This is a genomic window from Mesorhizobium sp. B2-3-10, from assembly GCF_006442275.1.
In the GTDB taxonomy this organism is placed as follows: Bacteria; Pseudomonadota; Alphaproteobacteria; order Rhizobiales; family Rhizobiaceae; genus Mesorhizobium; species Mesorhizobium australicum.
Window position 1 is genome coordinate 210164 of record NZ_VFVT01000004.1, and the last position, 15393, is coordinate 225556.

Consider the following 15393-nt stretch of genomic DNA (forward strand, 5'->3'; position numbering starts at 1 on the left):
CCGCCTTCTGCGAAGATGGTAACGGGATGCGAGGGGGCGGCCGGCGCTTGCGCTTGAAGTCCTTAAGCGACGGCTCAGTGGAACATCCCGGTCTTCGAGTGGTTGGGCGCAGCGGTTAAGGAGACGAATGAATATGATCTCTGATGTGGACACCCTCGACCTGCAAGAGAAACTGCCGAAGCAACAGCAGCGTGCTCCGGGCCAGACGAACGCAATGTCCCCGCGGCCCGATCACGGGGAGCACAGTTACGAGGGGAGTGGCAAGCTTGAAGGCAAAACGGCTATTATCACGGGTGGGGACTCCGGGATCGGTCGCGCAGTGGCCATTGCTTTTGCCAGGGAGGGTGCCGATATTGTCTTGTCTTACCTGAATGAACACGACGACGCGCGCGAGACGGCCGACTGGGTGGAGAAAGCGGGCAGGCGTGCCGTTCTTGTTGCCGGCGACGTCGGGGACGAAAGGCATTGCGTAGACATAGTCGAGACGGCCATGCGTCAGTTGGGGCAAGTCGACATCCTGGTCAACAACGCTGCTCACCAAGCCACGCTTGACGATATTGCGGAGCTCTCTGCGGAAGAGCTGGATCAGACGTTCAGGACGAACATTTACAGCCAGTTCTTTTTGTCAAAAGCAGCATTGCGGCACATGGGCAATGGTGCCAGCATCATCAACACCGCGTCAATCCAGGCAGCCGATCCGTCCCCACAGCTCCTGGCCTACGCCGCCACCAAGGGCGCTATCGTGAATCTGACCAAGGGACTGTCTAAAATGGTCGCCAAGCGCGGCGTCCGTGTCAACGCCGTCGCCCCCGGCCCCGTCTGGACTCCCCTGATCCCTTCAACGATGCCACCGGAAAAGGTCGCCGAGTTCGGTCGCAACACGCCCATCGGACGCCCCGCCCATCCGGCCGAGTTGGCGGCCACCTACGTTCTGCTTGCCACGGCAGGCGCAAGCTATATCACCGGAGCTGTCATTGCGGTCACCGGTGGCCGCCTGATGTAGTCGGTGCAGCCGTCGCCAGCCCCGCCACCAGATGCTGAGTCAGGGGCGGCTCCCAGCGTGGACTCGGCAAAGAACAATCACGCTTGGCCATGGCGACGATGATCATCAAGAAGGCGAGCATGTGATCATACCCATCATGTCGTCACCAAAGTTTTTGGTGATGATGATCCTGCCGCCTATGCTAATTGCCGGGTATTCATACTGAGGTAAGAGATCTCACGTTTGGAACGTCAGCAGCCTTCCGTCTCCCATGGGCGACAGCGGCGCCGCCATTCAAGGACTCTCCGCCACAAATATGCTGAGCGGATCAGCTCACTATGTCGGTTGGCCAATTGCGCACCATGAGCCATATCCTTCCGGAACAAGTTGGATTAGCCGAAGTTCCACCCACAGGCGCCATACTCATGCTCCCCGCCCGTGGCGCACCGGCCCGCTGCTTTCCCCTCGTGGCAGCGGGCCATTTCATTGCTTGACAAGCTTTGTCGACAAAGCCAGTTTTTTACGCTGAGGGACAACGCGGGGGAGAGTTACCGTGAAGAAGGCCGATGAAAAGGCAGAACTGCAGAAGCGCGAACGCCTGGGTAGCATCGCTGCCCAGGTAGCCGTATCCGGCCTGAGCAACGTGTGATGTGAGAAGCCAGCGCTGATCAAGTGCGAGCGACTTTCGTCTGTACTGCCGGGTCGGCATGTCGTTGCCACCGCCCGCCTGATATCTGCTGAAGATCACGCCAGATTCTCCGCAGCCTCACGCCCGCGCCGCCGCCGTCCCCCTTGGTGGCCGACGGGTTCGGAACACACCACCACCGTTGCGACGGTATTGTTCAGAGACTTGCTGGCGAAGGTCACCATCGCGACTAACTGCAAGCTGGACTGTTGGTGGACTAATTTAGCTATGGAACATTTACCGGACACGAGTGTTCGGGATCGGGCCGTCCACTCCAGCGGCCTTCCCAAGTAACCCTTGCCCGCTGGCTCGGCCGGCGGGCTTTTTCCGTCGAGCCTCGCATGTACAATCAGAACTGGCCGGCATGCTATTTTTCGCCCAGAAGGAGTTTCGCCTCGCGAACGAACAAATTCCACTCTCTGCCCAGCAACAGGACAAGCTCTGTCGCTTGCGCCTCGCTATCCCGGTCTCTCGGATAAGCCTTTCGATGAGGTTGTCCTGCGGCGGCTTCTTACCTGTCATCGTCGCGTCCCGTTTCGGCGCTTCAGGGATTAACATATGATAATCGTGCCCCTTAAGCGATTGAAATTTTTCGGCGCCGGAGCGGGACAACATCCTTGCGTTTGAACTCTTCTCGCTAGAACTCTGTGCGGAGTGCATTGCAAGCAACCATGGCCGGTAAGTACCTGGACCATCTCCTGGAATGCCCATACTGCGGCACGATCCGCCTGCAGATTCCTGGAGACGCTCAACCTTCAACGCCGATCAACTGCGCCGAGTGCGGCCAGTATCTTGGCACATGGGACGAAATTCAGTCGGATTTCGAACGCCAAGGCGGGAACAGCGGGGCGTTCCACATCGAAAAGGGCCGGATCCAGAAGCTGGACTAAACTTAGCGCGGGTAAATCTCGGCCCACCAGCAGCGCCTTATGTCCTCAACAGTCCGGCACTGTAGAATCGAAGTTGTATGTCTTTTGTAATTGAAAGACAGATTTCAACGGACGTGTAGAAATGACGTTGCGCGTTGCCTTCAAGGGAGCTGTGATGGATGATGTTGTCGTGATGCTGAACGGCAAGGCTCTGCCTTGCATTGAAGTGTTCGAGGCCTGCGGAGAATGGTTCGTCCGCGTGCTTGAGAAAGACCGGGAACTCACCCGGTCATTTATACTGGAACCTTTTGCGCTGTCCTATGCGGAAGGCCAGCGGATACGCTTAAGGCTGGATAGGGTCGTTCGGATTTAGGCACTACCCAGCCGTAGGGGGCGGTAACAAAACCTCGACAGGCCTGACAGGCCACTCCATATGAGGGGTCCAGAAGCCAGGGCTGATCGAATGCGGGCGACCGTCGTCCGTGACTGGCTATTGGCTCGCACCAGTGGGCGTTTGCTTTTCTAATGCGAGATCAGGCTTTGCCGGCCTTGATCCTCGTCAGGTGCGCTCTTGCTTCGCCGACACGCCGCTGGGCGCCTCTTATTGTGTCGCAGAGGGCGAGATCGATGCCCACGCCATAGCGCTTGTCCGTTATCCGCTCGAGGCGTTTCAGGTCGGATTCAGCTTGGCTCACGCTCAGCCTGGCCTTAGCTAGCTCCAGTTCGAAATGTCCATCCATTGTGTCGCGTCCCTGGGAGCCCCCTTCCATTAGGAAATACTCATTCTCCGCTTTGGTTCCGGCCAGCTCGCGACTTGAAAACACTGCGCCGTAGACACACGCGCCAGCAGCCTCAGCCGGAACAATCGGAACTAACATTTGTTATAAAACATGGAAAGGCCAGTCCCCCCGAACCGACCCCGGACAGCGTTTTGCTGGCCGCTGCACGGCTGCAAGCCGCTCTCCAAAAGCGATCCAGCGAAGCAAAGGGAAGTGAGGCGGCCGCAGTGGGCGTCACTCCGCGGCCAGAAGGATGAGCGGAACCTAATACGTCCCGGCGACTTATGCCCGAATGAGCACGCGCGGCGTCATCTTTCTCGATCAATGGATCGCCAACAACGTCCCTGGGACCACCAACGCGGACGTGATCTCCGTTGACGAACTCACGCACAAGCTCATTGCCGATGCCAAGGCAGTCGGCATAAAGCGGGGGGAGATAGACGAGGAGGTCGACAGCCTCTATCAAACCATCCTTGATGCTATAGTGCATTCCAACCCGGTTTGACGAAGTAGTCGTCGCTCGCGGTCTCAGGGCGGCGTGGTCAGTTTCTCCACAGTGGCGATGATCGCTTTGGCGAGCGCCTCCGCCTCATCCCTCGGGGCCGGCCCATAGAGCGCATTGACCATCTCTCGGCTAGGCAGGACGCCGGCGGGACACGTTTGCTCGATCACCATTCTGATCAAGCCGAGGGCCGCGTCACAGTCCTCGGCAGAGATCATTATCGAGGGCAGAGTGCGCAGTCGCTCGAAGCTCTCGGCAGCTTGCGACTTGAAAAGACTGCGCCGTAGACACGCGCCAGCAGCCTCAGCCGGAACAATCGGGACTAACATTTGTTATAAAACATGGAAAAGGCCAATCCCCCCGAACCGACCCCGGACAGCGTTTTGCTGGCCGCTGCACGGCTGCAAGCCGCTCTCCAAAAGCGATCCAGCGAAGCAAAGGGAAGTGAGGCGGCCGCAGTGGGCGTCACTCCGCGGCCAGAAGGATGAGCGGAACCTAATACGTCCCGGCGACTTATGCCCGAATGAGCACGCGGGGCGTCAATTTCCTTGACAAGTGGATGAGCTGCAATGTGTCAGGTCTGGCAAGTTCGGACGTGATTTTCAGTTGCCGAGTCTATTCAGAAGCTTTTCGCCGACGCCAAGGCGATCGGGATCAGCAGCACGGAAATCGAGGAAGAGACCGGCAGCGTCTATGAAACGGTGCTCGATGCTATCGTCCACCACGATGCCGGGTTGGCGGACTGACTGGTCTTCCTTGTGGCGGATCGTCCACATCACTGTGTCAGCGCCGTCTCCGAGGGCCGCTTGTTGTAGTCGCATTTGCCGGTCACGTTGTAGAAGAAGTCGGCGTTGCTGACTGGCGCCGGGACCGAGTTGCCGCCATCTTCCCAAGCCTGGTAGGCTGTCGCGCCGCAAGGCACCACGCTGAAGATGTCGACAGGCTGGCCGGTGGCCGTCTCGGTCAAGGTGGTCGCGCTCAAACCGCTATAGAGCCGGTTGGACGTCGTTGGATCGTTTGAGATCAGCTTTTTCGGGTTGCCCGACGGTACGTCCATCTGCAAATAGAGGCCGCCCATCGCGCTGACGTCGATCGCCGCGCCGGCGCTGTTGGCCGGATACATCGTATCGACGCAGTAGTATTTCGTGCCGCTCGCATCGGTCTTGAGGGTCACGCCGCTTGGCGGATTGTTGCCGACGGTGCAGACCTGCTTCTGGACCAGCGTGGTGACGGTCTTGCCGGCTGAATCGGTGGTGAGGACGTTGACATTGGTCGTGCCGTAGCCCTTGGGATCCTTGGTGTTCCCATAGGTATAGTCGATCGTCATCAGCGGCTTGGCCACCGTCGCACCGAATTGCGTGCCGTAAAGCGTCATTGTCTTGTTCCAGTAACCCGAAACCCCGGAGACCTTGAAGGTAGCCGCAACCAGCGCGGGCGGCTTGCTGACCGCAGAGGCGACGGCGATCGGTACGGTGTTGATCCTGGCGATGCTCATGAAAACGGTCGGCATGGCGAAACTCGCCGTGGCCTGCGCCGTGGTGGCGGTGGCGGTATTGCCGGCCACGAAGTTGGTCAGCGTCGCGGTGCCTTGTCCACCGTTCGCGGCGAAGGAATCCTGCAGCAGCGTCTGGCGTTGCGCCAGCGTCGACGTGATGTCCATGGTCGTGATCGTCAGGATCGCGGCATCCAGCGCCTGCTGCTGGTTGGATTTGGTCTGGACCGCGCTTGTATAGTCGACCGAGAAGCCGATGACCGCGATCAGGGGCATCAGGCTCATCAGGAAGAGCGGCATCATCGACCCGCTGCGGGAGCGGGCAAAGCCGCGCAAAATCCTGAACATTTCAAACCCCCGACAGACATTAGCGAGCGTGCAATTACCACGAGCCGGCGAACCAAGCTCTAATGTGACCCATCAAAGTTTATGCATTCTTTGCCCGTAGGCGGTTCTTTCGATTCTTTTGCCGATCTCACCGTCCGCTGTTACGGCCTAAATCTCTTCGTCGAACAGGGTCACAGGCCCAACCGGCTAATCGAAGATCTGCCGTCAACGGCCCGCTGGCTCACGCCCGGCGGGCTTTGTTATTTCCGCTTTGGAAATTCTATCACCTTCGCCTCAGGCTCCAGCTCCAGCGGTTCATGACCAGGCCGCTCATGCCAGAAGACTTGGCGCAGATCCCGTTGGTCGACCCGCTGACCGCAGTGCGGGCAGTTGTAGAAGTGAAGATGCTCTTCAATGTGCTTCCCTCCATGCAGTTTGCCGGGAATCGGGGGGCCGAGGTCAGATAGCTTCGTCATGCGGGTGGCAACATCCGGCCACGCCAAACGTTCCGGAACTACTTTAGCTAAAGCTTATTGAATCGACGGTTTGCGTGAGTGAGTTGATGCGTCTGAAGTTCATTAAGCCAATGGAGCCCGAACTGGTCGACACCCCGCCACAGGGCGCCGAATGGCTCCACGAGATCAAGTTCGATGGGTACCGGACCCAAGTCACAAAGGACGACGACGGGATTCGGCTGATCACCAAGAATGGCTACGATTGGACAGGTCGCCATATCCAGCTTGCCGGCGAAGCAGCGGCGATCGAAGCGACGGATTTCATCATCGACGGTGAGGCGATCACCATCAATGAAGCTGGCCTGTCTGACTTCCATGCACTGCAATCAGCCGTCACGAGCCGCAATCCGTCGCGAGACCTCTATCTGGTGGCGTTCGATCTCCTGCACCTCAACGGCTACGATTTGCGCGACATGCCGGTGGAAGACCGCCGCGACATTCTCCAGGCATTGATCCCGACCGGTGGCCGCATCCAGTTCAGCGAAGCGATGCCTGGGACCGGCGATGCCGTCTATCACCTTGTCAACCAAGCCGGCCTGGAGGGCATAGTTTCCAAGCGCAAGAACAGCAAATATCGCAGCGGGACGACGATGAACTGGCGCAAGATCAAGTGCTATGCCGAAAAGGAAATGGACATCATTGGCGTTCAACGCGAGGCGGGCAAACCAGCCATGGTCCTCATGGCAGACAAGGGCCGCTATGCCGGCGGCGCCTTCGTCACGTTCAAGGCTGATAAGCGACAAGCGCTTTGGATCGTGTGCAACGGAAGGTCGGCGGGCCGGCTCCGATAGGCTTGGCCAAGGCAAAGGCAGAATGGCTCAAGCCCGGTCTGGTCGGCCGCGTGCGGTTCCTGAAGGGCGAGGAGAAGCTACGTCACGCCAAGCTGCTCGATTTCCGGGATAGGCAATAGCCAACGCTTGCCTGCCGTCAGAGAGGCGGAGGCTGTCGGCGAGGGCGGCGCGATCGAATAGCGGTCCCGAAGTAGACTCTTGCTTTTCGGGTCCCTATCTCTGGTGCATGTGCGGACGAGTTTTCGTGAAAACCACAATCCCTGACATGGTTCGTCGGTTCGAATTCGCCCATCCTGGCGAGGTCGAACGGCTGGGCAACAGCTTTCCTCTCTGGAACGGCGCGCCAAGCCTGACCTATCCGATCATCATCCGAGAAGAGCTGTCGACCAGCATGGCCGGCTTTGTTTCGGCTCGCTGGGGCTTGGTCCCCGGTTGGGCTCGGGAAGGTGGCGGCCGCCCGCCAGCTGTCAACGCCCGCTGCGAGACGATCGCCAGTAATGGCTTGTTCCGCAAGGCTTACAACGCGCGCCGCTGCCTGGGTGCCCGTCGACGGCTATTTCGAATGGCAGAAGCTCGACGCGTCGGGAAAGAAAAAACAGCCCTACGCCATCGCGATGAAATCTGACGAGCCTTTCGCCATGGCCGGGATCTGGGAAGAGTATACCGACAAGGTAACCGGCGAACTTGTGCGGACCTTCGCCATCGCCACTTGCGAGCCGAACGAGCTGATGGCGACCATCCACGACCGCATGCCGGTGATCCTGGCGCCGGCCGACTACAGGCGCTGGCTGGGGCCGGAGCAGGACCCTCGCGACCTGATGAAGCCCTTTCGGTCCGATCTGATGAAGATGTGGCCGATCGACAGCAAGGTGGGTTCGCCGCGCAACAACACGCCCGATATCATCGAGGAGATTGGTCGCGGGCCTACTGATCTGTTTGACGTCTAGGTTCTGGGCTTTGTAGGCCGCTGCCACGACACATAGGGCATCTGATCGTAGACCCTTTGCACCCGGCTCGGTGCACTCCGCGCGGGCAACAAGTGCCGTTTGAGCTCAGCCACTTTGCGCATTGAAAAACCTTGCCGGCGCCCAGACATTGCCGGCACCCGAACTTCCTAAATGCTGCCAAGCACCACCTGCCCACCTACCTGAGACGGCAAGAACGTCAGGGGCATAAATTAGTTTCACCGAAGCTAATCCACGTCCGAGATTTTGCCATTCGTTAGGTGCGTCTCGATTTTGCTGAGCGCCTTGCGAATGACGTCGACCGCCTGCAAATTGACTGCGAAGTCGAAATTACCTTCCGCCGTCTCGAAAATTAGGACGCCGATCTTCGTTTCGTCGTCCCTCAGCATGCCGATGCCAATTCCTGTGGGCATATACGGTGGTCTATCTACCATGGGTTTCCTCCTTCAGAGATAGCGCTCCCCGTCGCCTCGGTGCTCGAAACAGAACCAATGCGGCTCTTGGCGAGGCCGAGCAAAGCCGAACCCTCCGTGCTTCGCGCAACCCGTGTGCTCGCACATGTGCCCTAGCGGATGTTCGGCCTTCAGGACTTGGGCCAGCGCCGCTTAGGTTCTTGAGCCGCGAGAGAGATAGTATTCTCATCCCGCTCATCGATGTCGATGACGTGACGGGCCGCGAATGGCAGTTCGACGCCGCTCCAGAACACCTCGTTTTGCTCTATCGCGCCTGGATCATTGTCCAGAATGCCGAGATAGCCGCCGGGGATACGCTCGCGAACAAGCACCCACATGCGTTCCACCGCAACGGACACGTCCGGATCACCGATGCGCATACGGAAGATCAGCTTGGCCAAGTCGCCCGGCTGCAGTCCTTCCCGGGCCTCACGAGGAGGACACCAAAAAGTATCGGGTGCCGCCCGATGGTATTCCTCCCCATCATCCAAGCACCAACCATCAACGTCGAAATCAGGTTCTCTCATAGGGAAGAGCTACCGCATCGGTGGAAGGTCTGCAAACCACCCCAGCTCGGTCATCCGCATTTATGAGTTCACGGCCTAGCACTCTGGCGCGCTCGCGTGGCGCTGGCGTTATGCCGTCGGGAAGCCTGATTGGTTCGTCGCTCATCTGCGGAAAGATTCCATAAGACCGCTTGACGGGCAAGGAATTTGTTCCTTTTCTGTTCTCAGGGCGCACGAACCGATCGACACCCTGGGGAAGGCGACCCGGCACAATATGATTGTGAAGGTGGAATGCAGTTGCGGCAATGTCCGCTACTGCAGATCGGCCGATCTCATGATGGTCTATGGCGGCGGCGCTGATCCGTTGAAGCTGAAATTCGACTGCAACCGGTGCAAGCCATCGGTCAAGATCACGCTCCTCGAGGTCCATCCCGAACACCTCCCCAAGAGGCTGATGATCCACAAGCCGATGAAGGTGGACGGCAAGATCACCTGGTACATCGAAAGCTTTCGGGGATGATCGTAGCGAGCGGCCGTGGGCGTCCTTACAGCAATCGCGATATAACGTGGATCAGGTGGGCAACTCGCGTACCAAGGCCAATGGTGAATTCGCCTTCGTTGAAGGCTAAGTCCAAACCGAGGAATCCTGCCCAGCAAAAAAGCAAAGGCGAGAAGCGCACTCACAAACGAAACATTGAATATACCTCAGCGTAGGTTGTGCGGTGATGGCGACCTCGTCGCCAAACCTTGGTGCGGGGCCTTCACAAGATCAGCGGGAACCTAATATGCGCCGGTTGCTATTGAAAAATGACCACACGCGCGCCAATTTCCTCGACAGGTGGATGGCAGAGCATCTGCCGGATGCGGTGACCGACGACCCGGGCGCGATAAACGATCTAGCCGACCACGTCATGGAAGCTGCGGACCGAGAGGGCATCGCGGTAAGCAAGATCTATGAGGAAGTCGACAGCGCCTTCGAAGTGATCGCAAAGGCGATGCAGCACCGCGATGGCAGCTTGGCCATTGCGGACCGCCGCGGACGGGGACAGTCGGTCCCGCGTCCCGTCCTGCGGCCGGCGCTATGCTGACGCTCCTACGGCTGTCCCGTTCACCGCCCGCGGCGGGGGCGAATTTCCTCCGTCCAACGCGCGACAATCGTCCGCTGTTGCGGAAGCGCGCAGGACTGCGGTTTGCACGCCCTTGCTCCCGCTCTCGCTCCACAAGCCGATCTTGAAGGGATAAGGAGCTTTTCGTAGTGACGAACTATGTCGCGGAGGTAGTCTTGACCGAATCCATACTTTCAGCTCCTGTTAGGGCGAAAGCATGAGGGTCACTTCCAAACGTCCGATGCCGGTAAAATGTCACGGACGACGAGACACTGTACGCCATATGGGGACAGATAACGAATGCAGAGCCATCACATGGCGGGCGACAATCATTCTGGCCTGTTAGCGACCGGCGGACCTGCAGGTCTGGCCGGCGCGGTAGCTCTCGAGGCAGTGCGTCGGCCAACTTCATTCCAATCGTCGAGGCGTTGCTTTCGAAGAACGGCCTGCACTTTGCTGCGGCCAGGAGCATGCTGTCCGGGATCGGTTCGGGAGGTTCGGCCTTTTCCATCTATAAACAAAATGTTAATCCGGTTCCGAGCAGGCGTGCCTTCGGGATCACCCGGGGCGCCAGGAAGAAGACTTCTTTCCCGATCTTTTTCCCACCGGGAGTTTGTCATTGTCGGCTAGGTTGCTGAGGAAGCCGACGAGCGTCTTCGCCTGCTCGGACGTGCAGGAATATAACCGCCGTTGGGCTTGGGTTCGGGATTTGACAATTCCGAGTTTGGCCATATCGGTCAAATGCTGTGAGAGGGCGGATTGTGTCCCGCCGATTAAAGAGACCAGCTCCGATACCGATCTCTCACCATCCATCAGATGAACCAGGATCAGCAACCGCTTGCGGAAGCCCAGCGTTGCGAGTAGCCGCGAGGCAGCGGAGAGCTGCCTTAGGGAAGGCCGGCCCTTAGCTCGCGTGCGCCTGCGAAGGTTGGGATCATCTTTGATTTCAGCCATACGCTGTCTCACGTAGGTACTCAAATCCACCTCGCGCGGCTAAACACGTAAAGCCCGCCACTGAGGGAACGGTGGCGGGCTTCGTTTGAAAGCTGTCCGAACAACTCTCGGGCGCCTCTGTCCGGGGGCGCTGGGAAGTCAACTAGAGCCGCTACAATCGGTTCCCGCCGCAAGGAAAAAAGTCAGTAGCGGGGCAAGTGCAGGCGTGCGCTGGAATCAACCAGCATGGGTCAACGGGTGGACGCCTGGGTGGTTGCGCGCAGGCCTGGCAGCCAACTTAGGGTCGGCGCTGTAACGCTGCGCCAGGCTCGATAACGCCACAGCTATATGACTCCAACCGTAAGTTCCGCACACGACGGGCTGGAATGGCCTGCTGCCGGTTTCGTGGACACGGAGATAAGGTGTTTAACGGAACTGGAGAGTTGGAATGCAAAGAAGGAAGTTCAACCGCGAGTTCAAGCTTGAGGCGGTGAGATTGATCAAGGATCGGGGCGTTGCGGTTGCCCAGGGTGCCCGCGACCTCGATCTCCACGAGAATGTGCTGCGCAAATGGGTGCGCGAGCTGTCGACCGATCCGCAGCATGCGTTTCCCGGTCATGGGCAGATGAAGCCGGAGCAGCAGGAGATCGACCGGCTGCGCAAGGAAGTGGCCAAGCTGAAGGCGGAGCGCGACATCCTAAAAAAGGCCGCAGCCTACTTCGCGAGGGAAGTGACATGAGGTTCGCTTTCATCGCGAGGCACCGGAACATATGGCCGGTGGCATGGCTGTGCAGTGCGCTGGATGTATCCCGGTCGGGCTTCCATGCCTGGCTCAACCGCAGTCCCAGCGCCCGCTCCCGGCACGACGAGATCCTCGTCTCCAGGATCGACCGCAGCTTCAAGAGCAGCGATCGCACCTATGGTTCCCGTCGCGTCTGGCACGATGTTCTGGCCGAGGGTCTCTCCTGCGGCCTGCATCGCATCGAGCGGCTCATGCGGGAGAACGGTTTGCGGGCCCGGCCTCGGCGTCGCGGACTGCCGAAGGATACGGGCGAGCGAGCGGCAGTGTCGGACAACCTCCTCGACCGCACCTTCGAGGCATCGGCACCGAACCTGTCGTCGGCTGGGCGATGAAGGCCGACATGACAGCCCAACTCGTCACCGATGCGCTCATCATGGCGATCTGGCGCCGAGGCAAGCCCGACAGCCTGCTTCATCATTCCGACCAAGGATCGCAATACACGAGCGAGCAGTTCCAGCACCTGATGGCCGACCACGGCATTACGTGTTCGATGAGCCGGTCGGGCAATGTCTGGGACAATGCGGCCATGGAGAGCTTCTTCTCGTCGTTGAAAACCGAACGCACAGCCCGCAAGGTCTACAGGACAAGAGATGCCGCCAGGGCGGATGTGTTCGACTACATCGAGCGCTTCTACAACGCTCGGCGGAGGCACTCGACACTGGGCTATCTGAGCCCCGTGGAGTTCGAGGAAAAAGCTATGTTAGCTTAACCGCGTGTCCGAAAAACCGGCAGCAGGCCAATTGGCGATTCTGGTCGTGGGGTGATCCTGGTCGTAGTTCGAGCTTGCCAGCGCGTCTAGGCGCATGAAGCCTTCTATGTTTTGAAAGGGCTAGAGGGTGGCTCAGCAAGGGTGATGCGATTTCCGTCCGGGTCCGCAAACTGGGCAATCCGTCCGTAGTCACCCTCGGACTCGCCGGTGAGTTTCACCCCAGTTTCCTCGAGCGATCTACGGGCATCATCCATTCTTGGGACAACAACGGTCAGTCTACCGGATCCTGCATTGTCCCTGTCCTGGAAGATTTGAATATTCGCCCCTGCGATGCCGCGCCATTGGATCAATCCGTCCATGGGACGATCGTCAGGCTCCCGGGCGAAAAGTTCGGTATAGAACTTCTCGGCACGATCCATGCTTGCTGTGGCGAGGGTGGCGTAGATGCCTTGGATTTCCATTAGATACCTCCGAAATGCCAGCACCTGTAACGAATAAGGCTTGGCTCGGTTCCGAACTCATTTCTAGGCGGCGGCAGAGGCAGAGGTCACTGGGGCGAGCCGCGCACGTGTCTGCTCTTAAGCCTCTCCCAAGCATCACTCAGGGGGGTGAGTCAAACGCCGAGTCGTTTTTGCTTTGCGTCGAATCTCCGAGTGAGATTAGTTTCGCGTTGCAGTGAGGGAAGGGCCATGCCGATCTATCAAAAAGTTACAGAAGCTGGCGTGTTCGATTCATCCGAAGTGGCCTTGATAGGCCGTGTGTTCGAGAAGTTGAAAACCGGGGGTCAGTCACCAGAGCATCGTGAAGCGCTCGCTTCTCGTATTATAGCAAACTATCAGGCTGGGATCAGAGACGAGGAAGAACTGGTAGCCGTATCTAAACTGCCGCTGGGGCGGTGAAGTCGAGACGTGCACGTTTCATGTCCCGGTTCTAGGCCAGACATTTGGAAGTCAGGGGCAAGTGGCAAGGCGCTGTCAGGCTTGCGCAGGATACGCCATCGATCGCTTCTTGCCTTCATCGCAGGTGGCGTTTTGTTTGCCAGTGTGATGTCGACAAGAGGTGGGGGTGGGGTCGACGATGCTCGACAAAAACGGATGTCGACAAAACTGGATAGCTGAAGGAACAAAGTTGGCGCGAGTACGTTCGCAGGGCCGGTGGGTTGCCGGGAGGAATAGGAATGTTGCTTGCCTTGGAGAACGCGATTTCGTCGGCTGTTCTGGCTCGCAGGAGTGGGCGTGCGGAAATTTACGGCGTCGTCGACCTCATCACTTGGAGACAGCAGACCTGCAGTCAGCGGCAGGCGTGCTGGCAACGCTGAAATAGGTGTGAGCTTTCGGGAGATTGTCCGTTCGGACCAGACCCAGGAGACTGTCGAGGAAGGCCAATGTCCGGCTCCTTCAAACGGAAAGCGACGCTTGGCCAGCCATAGTCGGGCGTTCCTTCGGAGCTACGATCCGGTGTGGGCTATTCTGTAGACAGTGACTTTCCCGAGCATATGGATTTCAGACTGCGGGCGAACAATGAAACGTTCCCAAAGTAATTCGGGTATATGTCGACAAGCTGTTCCACCTTATCCACCTCGACCAACGAAACCGTCCAATCAATTCCCCTTAGCGCGATTTTCTTCTCTATTTCTTCCAATTTCCGCGCCCCCATGATGAGAGTTCGGAATGATTGAATCGTAACGTTCTGATCCGCTCTATATTGCACCAAATGATGCCGAAAATGTCGCGCTGGCTGTACGAGGCTCTCTGAGCGGAGGGTAAGATTCGTGATATCTGCCAGTATACTTGTTGCACCTATACGCCTGTTGATATCCCGCAGTTCCCGCACTCGGTCATCGCGATCCGGACCACCGACACGAATTGGACACTGCTCAACCTGGGCGAATTCCGCCGACATAAGCTGGAAAAGACGTAGCCAATCCTGCTCCCCGTTTCCGTGCTTCAAATCCTGGCGCTGGAACAGCCCGACGGCCTCAACTGCAGTTGCCCATGAGTGCTGAAGTGTGGTCCGAACTTGCAATTCGATGCGTCGTCCCTCGAAAGCCTGGGTGTGGGCAGCTCTGGGTCGGTACTGGAAAACAATATGGTGACTTCGATAGCCGTCCGGCTTCGGCTCATCGATATAGTTAAATTCCCGACAGTGCATCTCATGGGGGAACTTGTCTCGCAGCGATTCTAGAAGCAAGCGGACGCTATCGATATCGGGCATGATCGCTCGGCAGCCGCCGATATCGTTCATGGTGTCCAAATTGGTGGTGGACTCTCGAAGCTTCCGACAAATGGATGCCAGACGCTTTGGACGCGATGCCATGTCGCCCTTCAATCGCAGGGCTTTGATGTGGTGACCGACAGAGAATCGAACGCTCCGCATGGGCAGAAAGTGCGAGTCGCGCCAGCTATTGGCGATTGAGAAGATTCGCATCGTGTCCACGTACTGGCCGGCAGTGGTGTCTTGTCCGAGCTGCATAGGTTTTGCCAGCCGATCGCCTGCCTTGCGAACGGCTTGCATACTGTATTTGAGGCGCGGGTACTCAGTCATTGGACCACAAAGTCAAGGTAGGCCGCTTCATTCTGAACTGGGCGGGACGACCGCAGGAGAATCGGATCTCATGTATCGTACCGCTTTGTATCCCTCGAGTCCGCTCAGGGCGGCTGGATCGAAGCCACAAGACCAGGACGGTGCCTCCTTGAGTTGCCTCTGCGGTGACTCACCGGCCCCGGTAGCTTGGGCGCACGCAACTTCGCAACCATGCAGTTGCCGTCGCGTACTAAATGCGGCTCTCGAGTGTCCTTCCTGCCGCTTGTGGTGCCGCACATGTTTTGGGTAGCGGGCGAAGGGCGGGAGGGAACCTCATGCAGGCGGATCGGAGCGCTCTTCTTGGGTGTCGCCGCCGTCACCCTGGCCATTGCCGACATGCCGCCGTCTTCGAGCCGGGCATGTCTACGGCCTTGAACTCGTCGGCCCGGCTCCTT

Annotated in this window: 16 protein-coding genes and 3 pseudogenes; 10 read left to right on the forward strand and 9 right to left on the reverse strand. The window is 58.5% G+C overall.

Annotation, left to right across the window (positions count from 1 at the left end):
• Positions 1–133 precede the first annotated feature (133 nt).
• The 3 genes from FJ943_RS13730 to FJ943_RS13740 all read left to right on the forward strand — a co-directional run bounded on the left by FJ943_RS13730 (position 134) and on the right by FJ943_RS13740 (position 2909).
• A complete protein-coding gene (locus tag FJ943_RS13730) occupies positions 134–1003 on the forward strand; it encodes an SDR family oxidoreductase (protein ID WP_140717143.1) in 870 nt (289 codons plus the stop codon).
• A 1335-nt stretch (positions 1004–2338) separates the two neighbouring features.
• The gene (locus tag FJ943_RS13735; RefSeq protein ID WP_140663629.1) at positions 2339–2557 is read left to right on the forward strand and encodes a hypothetical protein; all 219 of its coding nucleotides are present in this window, start codon (positions 2339–2341) and stop codon (positions 2555–2557) included.
• Positions 2558–2678: 121 nt separating this feature from the next.
• Entirely contained in the window at positions 2679–2909 is a 231-nt protein-coding gene (locus tag FJ943_RS13740; protein ID WP_224720447.1) for a hypothetical protein, read from the forward strand.
• Positions 2910–3069: 160 nt separating this feature from the next.
• On the opposite strand, the gene FJ943_RS13745 is transcribed toward FJ943_RS13740, so the two are convergent.
• Complete coding sequence (locus FJ943_RS13745) at positions 3070–3276, reverse strand: hypothetical protein (RefSeq protein WP_140716941.1); 207 nt, start codon at positions 3274–3276, stop codon at positions 3070–3072.
• A gap of 331 nt (positions 3277–3607) precedes the next feature.
• On the opposite strand from FJ943_RS13745, the gene FJ943_RS13750 reads away from it, so the two are divergent.
• Entirely contained in the window at positions 3608–3820 is a 213-nt protein-coding gene (locus FJ943_RS13750; RefSeq protein WP_140661373.1) for a DUF768 domain-containing protein, read from the forward strand.
• A gap of 23 nt (positions 3821–3843) precedes the next feature.
• On the opposite strand, the gene FJ943_RS13755 is transcribed toward FJ943_RS13750, so the two are convergent.
• From FJ943_RS13755 to FJ943_RS13765, 3 genes are all read right to left on the reverse strand, one after another.
• Positions 3844–3990: a hypothetical protein gene (locus FJ943_RS13755; RefSeq protein WP_224720446.1), complete on the reverse strand. Its 147-nt coding sequence runs from the start codon at positions 3988–3990 to the stop codon at positions 3844–3846.
• 429 nt (positions 3991–4419) lie between these two features.
• The gene (locus FJ943_RS30245) at positions 4420–4593 is read right to left on the reverse strand and encodes a hypothetical protein (RefSeq protein ID WP_318011847.1); all 174 of its coding nucleotides are present in this window, start codon (positions 4591–4593) and stop codon (positions 4420–4422) included.
• A complete protein-coding gene (locus FJ943_RS13765) occupies positions 4593–5657 on the reverse strand; it encodes a TadE/TadG family type IV pilus assembly protein (RefSeq protein WP_140722154.1) in 1065 nt (354 codons plus the stop codon). Before FJ943_RS13765 ends, FJ943_RS30245 begins: the two co-directional genes overlap by 1 nt.
• Before the next feature lie 541 nt (positions 5658–6198).
• Between FJ943_RS13765 and FJ943_RS13775 the strand changes: the two are divergent.
• Positions 6199–7061 (forward strand): annotated as a pseudogene (locus FJ943_RS13775) (RNA ligase family protein).
• 107 nt (positions 7062–7168) lie between these two features.
• Positions 7169–7889: pseudogene (locus FJ943_RS13780) on the forward strand (SOS response-associated peptidase).
• Positions 7890–8134: 245 nt separating this feature from the next.
• Here the strand turns inward: FJ943_RS13780 and FJ943_RS13785 are convergent.
• Together FJ943_RS13785 and FJ943_RS13790 are read right to left on the reverse strand one after the other, a co-directional pair.
• Entirely contained in the window at positions 8135–8341 is a 207-nt protein-coding gene (locus FJ943_RS13785; protein ID WP_140661368.1) for a hypothetical protein, read from the reverse strand.
• Positions 8342–8490: 149 nt separating this feature from the next.
• Positions 8491–8760: a hypothetical protein gene (locus FJ943_RS13790; RefSeq protein WP_210241316.1), complete on the reverse strand. Its 270-nt coding sequence runs from the start codon at positions 8758–8760 to the stop codon at positions 8491–8493.
• A gap of 379 nt (positions 8761–9139) precedes the next feature.
• Here FJ943_RS13790 and FJ943_RS13795 point away from each other — a divergent pair, with 379 nt between their 5' ends.
• Positions 9140–9385, forward strand: coding sequence for a hypothetical protein (locus FJ943_RS13795; RefSeq protein WP_140661366.1), 246 nt, complete (start codon positions 9140–9142; stop codon positions 9383–9385).
• 265 nt (positions 9386–9650) lie between these two features.
• Positions 9651–9953, forward strand: a complete 303-nt coding sequence (locus tag FJ943_RS13800) for a DUF768 domain-containing protein (RefSeq protein WP_140661365.1) — start codon at positions 9651–9653, stop codon at positions 9951–9953.
• Between the two features lie 576 nt (positions 9954–10529).
• On the opposite strand, the gene FJ943_RS13805 is transcribed toward FJ943_RS13800, so the two are convergent.
• Entirely contained in the window at positions 10530–10925 is a 396-nt protein-coding gene (locus tag FJ943_RS13805; protein WP_140716931.1) for a metalloregulator ArsR/SmtB family transcription factor, read from the reverse strand.
• 427 nt (positions 10926–11352) lie between these two features.
• Here FJ943_RS13805 and FJ943_RS13810 point away from each other — a divergent pair.
• Positions 11353–12415: pseudogene (locus FJ943_RS13810) on the forward strand (IS3 family transposase).
• A gap of 104 nt (positions 12416–12519) precedes the next feature.
• Here the strand turns inward: FJ943_RS13810 and FJ943_RS13815 are convergent.
• Positions 12520–12876, reverse strand: coding sequence for a VOC family protein (locus FJ943_RS13815; protein WP_140661363.1), 357 nt, complete (start codon positions 12874–12876; stop codon positions 12520–12522).
• A gap of 228 nt (positions 12877–13104) precedes the next feature.
• On the opposite strand from FJ943_RS13815, the gene FJ943_RS13820 reads away from it, so the two are divergent.
• Positions 13105–13314 (forward strand): hypothetical protein, encoded by a 210-nt coding sequence (locus tag FJ943_RS13820; RefSeq protein ID WP_140661362.1) that lies wholly within the window; start codon positions 13105–13107, stop codon positions 13312–13314.
• Positions 13315–13879: 565 nt separating this feature from the next.
• Here the strand turns inward: FJ943_RS13820 and FJ943_RS13825 are convergent.
• Positions 13880–14959 (reverse strand): RelA/SpoT domain-containing protein, encoded by a 1080-nt coding sequence (locus FJ943_RS13825; RefSeq protein ID WP_140661361.1) that lies wholly within the window; start codon positions 14957–14959, stop codon positions 13880–13882.
• Between the last annotated feature and the right edge of the window lie 434 nt (positions 14960–15393).

What these genes read in the sequence shown, in the direction of transcription:
- FJ943_RS13820 (WP_140661362.1), top strand. Translation starts at nt 13,105, where the DNA reads ATGCCGATCTATCAAAAAGTTACAGAAGCTGGCGTGTTCGATTCATCC.
- FJ943_RS13745 (WP_140716941.1), bottom strand. Translation starts at nt 3,276, where the DNA reads ATGGATGGACATTTCGAACTGGAGCTAGCTAAGGCCAGGCTGAGCGTG.
- FJ943_RS13825 (WP_140661361.1), bottom strand. Translation starts at nt 14,959, where the DNA reads ATGACTGAGTACCCGCGCCTCAAATACAGTATGCAAGCCGTTCGCAAG.
- FJ943_RS13740 (WP_224720447.1), top strand. Translation starts at nt 2,679, where the DNA reads ATGACGTTGCGCGTTGCCTTCAAGGGAGCTGTGATGGATGATGTTGTC.
- FJ943_RS13735 (WP_140663629.1), top strand. Translation starts at nt 2,339, where the DNA reads ATGGCCGGTAAGTACCTGGACCATCTCCTGGAATGCCCATACTGCGGC.
- FJ943_RS13730 (WP_140717143.1), top strand. Translation starts at nt 134, where the DNA reads ATGATCTCTGATGTGGACACCCTCGACCTGCAAGAGAAACTGCCGAAG.
- FJ943_RS30245 (WP_318011847.1), bottom strand. Translation starts at nt 4,593, where the DNA reads ATGTGGACGATCCGCCACAAGGAAGACCAGTCAGTCCGCCAACCCGGC.
- FJ943_RS13805 (WP_140716931.1), bottom strand. Translation starts at nt 10,925, where the DNA reads ATGGCTGAAATCAAAGATGATCCCAACCTTCGCAGGCGCACGCGAGCT.
- FJ943_RS13785 (WP_140661368.1), bottom strand. Translation starts at nt 8,341, where the DNA reads ATGGTAGATAGACCACCGTATATGCCCACAGGAATTGGCATCGGCATG.
- FJ943_RS13795 (WP_140661366.1), top strand. Translation starts at nt 9,140, where the DNA reads ATGATTGTGAAGGTGGAATGCAGTTGCGGCAATGTCCGCTACTGCAGA.
- FJ943_RS13815 (WP_140661363.1), bottom strand. Translation starts at nt 12,876, where the DNA reads ATGGAAATCCAAGGCATCTACGCCACCCTCGCCACAGCAAGCATGGAT.
- FJ943_RS13800 (WP_140661365.1), top strand. Translation starts at nt 9,651, where the DNA reads ATGCGCCGGTTGCTATTGAAAAATGACCACACGCGCGCCAATTTCCTC.
- FJ943_RS13750 (WP_140661373.1), top strand. Translation starts at nt 3,608, where the DNA reads ATGAGCACGCGCGGCGTCATCTTTCTCGATCAATGGATCGCCAACAAC.
- FJ943_RS13765 (WP_140722154.1), bottom strand. Translation starts at nt 5,657, where the DNA reads ATGTTCAGGATTTTGCGCGGCTTTGCCCGCTCCCGCAGCGGGTCGATG.
- FJ943_RS13755 (WP_224720446.1), bottom strand. Translation starts at nt 3,990, where the DNA reads ATGGTGATCGAGCAAACGTGTCCCGCCGGCGTCCTGCCTAGCCGAGAG.